Here is a 3,666-nt window from a genome sequence, read left to right as displayed (position 1 = left end):
GTCATCGGTGCGGAGTCCGGCTTCAACGTGCCCCACGGGAATTTGCTGGTAGAACGCGGCCAGGGCAGCGGCAAAGGCCGTTGTCGTATCCCCTTGAACGATCACAAACTGGGGCTGAATCTCTTTGTACAGTTGCTCCAAGCCTTGCAAACTGCGGCAGGTGATGTCGGTCAAGGTCTGCCCATGCTGCATGATTGCCAGGTCGTGATCTGCCGTCAGGTCAAATAGCTCCATGACCTGCGCCACCATTTCCCGGTGTTGCCCCGTGAGGATGACCCGCGTATCGAAAGCGGGCGCTTGCCGAAATTGCTGGATAACGGGAGCCAGCTTAATCGCTTCGGGACGGGTACCCAGAATGATGCAAAGGCGGATTGGAGATGGCATAGGCGGTGGTTAGGAAATGGGTTGAGATAGGGGGAAATGGGTATGCAGGAATTCGATGGCCTGGGGGCGATCGCTCACGTTTCCATCTAGCGTTGCATCCAGCAACTGATCCAGCATGACTTTAAACGTCTTACCGGGTTTATAGCCTAGTGCCTTAAGGTCGTTTCCATCAAGCGGGGGCGTCACAGTTGTCAGGTAGGTTTGATACTGCCAGATGGCGTGGCGCACGGGACGAGGACAGGTGACGGCAAGCAGGGTGAGGCTAGCGAGGTTGTAGGGCTGGAAGAGGTGAAACTGCTGGCTGGGGCGCTTGCACGTTGGTAATTGCTTAGTAATGTGATGTTGCCAGTGGTCGAGCGATCGCATCCGGTCAATACTTTCGGCTGGAAGCTGGAGATTTTCGGCCACCCGCGTCCGTTCTGCGGTGGGTAACGACGACAGCATCACCTCTAACAAAATCATCCAGTGGGGAAGCTGATTCTCGCCATCAAACCGACGCATCCAGCGATCGACCAGGCGCAACTGTTTCCAAAGCTGAGCCGTGAGGTGCAACTCCGAATGAATGCAGCAGAGGGCACCCAGATCGGTCAACATTTGCACTGCCGCCATCCAGTAGGGCGCTTCCAGGATGTATTTGAGTTCCTGGCGCAATCGGGTTTGCAGAGCGGGCGTTTTTTCGACCTCAGCCTGCACCCGCCGATAGATGCCGCTGGCGATCGCATGGCGAATATAGCCCTCGGTTTGGGCATCGATGGTGAAGCCCAGGCGCACCGCAAACCGCACCGCTCGATAAATCCGGGTGGGATCTTCAATAAAACTGTTGGCATGGAGGACGCGAATTTGGCGCGATCGCAAGTCCAGCATTCCGCCAAAGAAGTCCAGTAACTCGCCTTGCCGGGGATGGGTCAACCGGATCGCCAGGGCATTAATCGTAAAATCCCGACGGTAGAGATCCTGGCGGATCGAACTGGCTTCCACCTCTGGATTCGCCGCTGGATAGGGATAGAACTCCGTCCGAGCGGTGGCAATGTCTAGCCAGAGGGAATCCAAGTCTGGGTCATTGTGCCACAGCAGCGCCGCCGTCTGAAACCGTCCGTGGGTTTGGAGTCGTGCCTTGGGATAGGTATCCTGGAGCGATCGCGCCAATTCCACTCCTGCTGCCTGATCCGCCGCCCGATGGAAGCCATCTACCACCAGATCAATATCTGATAAATTCAGCGCCCGATCCGTAGAGAGGAAAATATCCCGCACCGCACCCCCGACTAAATAAAGCTGCCACCCGCGCTCCTCGGCTTGCCGCGCGATTTTGCCCAACAACTCCCACAGGGCAGGCTTCAACTTACGTTGGAGGAGCGATCGCATGGTATCTGGCAGGGGACAAGACATCGGATCGGCTTTCTCTGCCAGCAGAGAGGCCGCAAGTTCTTCCTCTTCTAGGCGTTGAGCAATGAGGCGGCGATCGCTGCCAATACTTTTCTCTTGGTGGAGCTGCCGCAGCACGTCTGTCCGGGTGACGATGCCCACGAGCTGATCGCCATCCAGCACGGGCAAGCGTCCGATGTCGTAGGTCACCATCAGCGACTCAATCTCGGGCAGGGTGGTGTCGGGCGCGATGGTTTTGACGTTGGTGGTCATGAAGCCCTTCACCGGAGCATGGGAAAAGTCGTGGTGTAGGGCAATGTCCAGGTCGCGCCGCGAAATGATGCCCGTTAGCTGCCCCTGTTCATCCACAACGGACAGCCCCGAATGCCCGTAGCGCAACAAAATTCGCTGCGCTTCGCCAATGGTTGTTTCGGGGCGAATAGTACGAACGGGCGAGGACATCAGTTCCCGTGCCGTGGGCGGATGGGGAATCTGAGTTTTGACCTGAGCCAGCAATGTCGCCATGATCGCTTCGGCATCTTTTCCCCGGATCGTTAACGCCGCCGCCTTCGCGTGCCCGCCGCCGCCCAAAGGTTTAAAGAGTTCACCCAGATCCACACCGCCAAACTCACCGTAGCCACTGCGCGATCGCCCAATCACCGTCAGGCGCTCATCCTCATCGCTCACCGGATAGCGCACCCCCAGCAGCAATACATCACTGTCCGTCAAGCTCATCAGATGGGACGCCACACTGGACATGCCCTGCATATAGCCATCTACGGAGAGCAGAACTGAGGCGATCGCACATCCTTCGACGGTTTCTACCTGAAGGTCACTGATCGCCAGGGTCAGGATGTCTTGCAGTTCGGGTGACAACCCCGGTTCCGTGTACTCCCCAATCACCCGCTGGTTTGCCCCTTGCTCCATCAGCCAGGTTAAGGCCGCTGCGTCACGGGGAGTGGCTTCTCCATAGGTGAGGGATCCGGTATCGACGTGAATTCCCAAGGCCATCACCGTGGCATCGACGCTATTGAGGGAAAGGTGGCGTTGACGCAACTGCTCCACAATCAGGGTCGTGGTGGCACCCACGGGTTCAATGTGGCGATCGCCTGCGGGAATATCGCTCTCCACCTCACCGCCGGAATGGTGATCGTAAAGAGTAATTGATACATTGGGCAGATCCAGCCATTCCGCTAACTTCCCGAGGCGATCGCGCCACTGGGTATCGACCACCGTCAGCGACCGGATCTGATGAACATTCACCGATCGCCGCTCAATCAGCGGATACTCATCCCGATGCAGCGCTAGAAAATCCCGAACGGCTGGATGAGCACCCCCCGCCAACACAATCCGACTGCCCGGATGCAGGCGCGTCACCCCAACGGCTGCCGCCAGGGTGTCAAAATCTGCGGTTGTATGACAAAGAACCAAATCCATACCAAACATCTTGGCAGAGAAAGTGCGGAGAGGGGGCAATTTCTGATAGGTTACATACAAGGGAGATTTCTGCATATTGCAGACTCGTTGACTTGACTTGCGGATGTCTAGTCCTTACGTAACGATTGGGAGAAAACCGTAATGGCGATTCTTTTTAATATTGCGCTTCTGGCTTTGGTGGCGATGTCTTTTCTGATGGTCATCGCTGTACCTGTTGCCTATGCCAGCCCTCAAAATTGGGATCAGTCTAAGCGCTTGTTGTGGCTGGGTTCTGGCCTTTGGGTTGTTCTGGTTCTGGTTGTTGGCACCCTAAACTACTTCGTAACCTGATATTGGTTGAGTAGCGCATATAGAAACAAGCTTTTTGTAGGTGGTAAGCGTGCTTGCCACCTATTTTTTGAAATGATGTTTGTCGAACCTGCACCAATTTTGAGTTTTATAGCGCTAGCCATATCGGTTAGGACATTTTGGTGGGGCGGCTTC

Annotated in this window: 3 protein-coding genes; 1 reads left to right on the top strand and 2 read right to left on the bottom strand. The window is 56.0% G+C overall.

What is annotated here, in order from left to right; translation table 11 throughout:
- Positions 1–384: UDP-N-acetylglucosamine 2-epimerase (locus tag IGR76_10260; GenBank protein MBF2078879.1), on the bottom strand; the 384-nt coding region annotated here is incomplete at its 3' end.
- 9 nt (positions 385–393) lie between these two features.
- Complete coding sequence (locus tag IGR76_10255) at positions 394–3,183, bottom strand: CBS domain-containing protein (GenBank protein MBF2078878.1); 2,790 nt, start codon at positions 3,181–3,183, stop codon at positions 394–396.
- A gap of 141 nt (positions 3,184–3,324) precedes the next feature.
- Between IGR76_10255 and psbZ the strand changes: the two genes are divergently transcribed.
- Positions 3,325–3,513 (top strand): photosystem II reaction center protein PsbZ, encoded by a 189-nt coding sequence (psbZ, locus tag IGR76_10250; protein MBF2078877.1) that lies wholly within the window; start codon positions 3,325–3,327, stop codon positions 3,511–3,513.
- Positions 3,514–3,666: the final 153 nt, after the last annotated feature.

The sequence above is a fragment of the Synechococcales cyanobacterium T60_A2020_003 genome, from assembly GCA_015272205.1.
Taxonomy (GTDB): domain Bacteria; phylum Cyanobacteriota; class Cyanobacteriia; order RECH01; family RECH01; genus JACYMB01.
Note: the sequence above shows the minus strand (reverse complement) of the source record. Positions and strands in the feature narration are given on the sequence as shown.

Excerpts from the sequence above, each read along its gene's own strand:
- IGR76_10255 (MBF2078878.1), bottom strand. The coding sequence starts at position 3,183 with ATGGATTTGGTTCTTTGTCATACAACCGCAGATTTTGACACCCTGGCG.
- psbZ (MBF2078877.1), top strand. The coding sequence starts at position 3,325 with ATGGCGATTCTTTTTAATATTGCGCTTCTGGCTTTGGTGGCGATGTCT.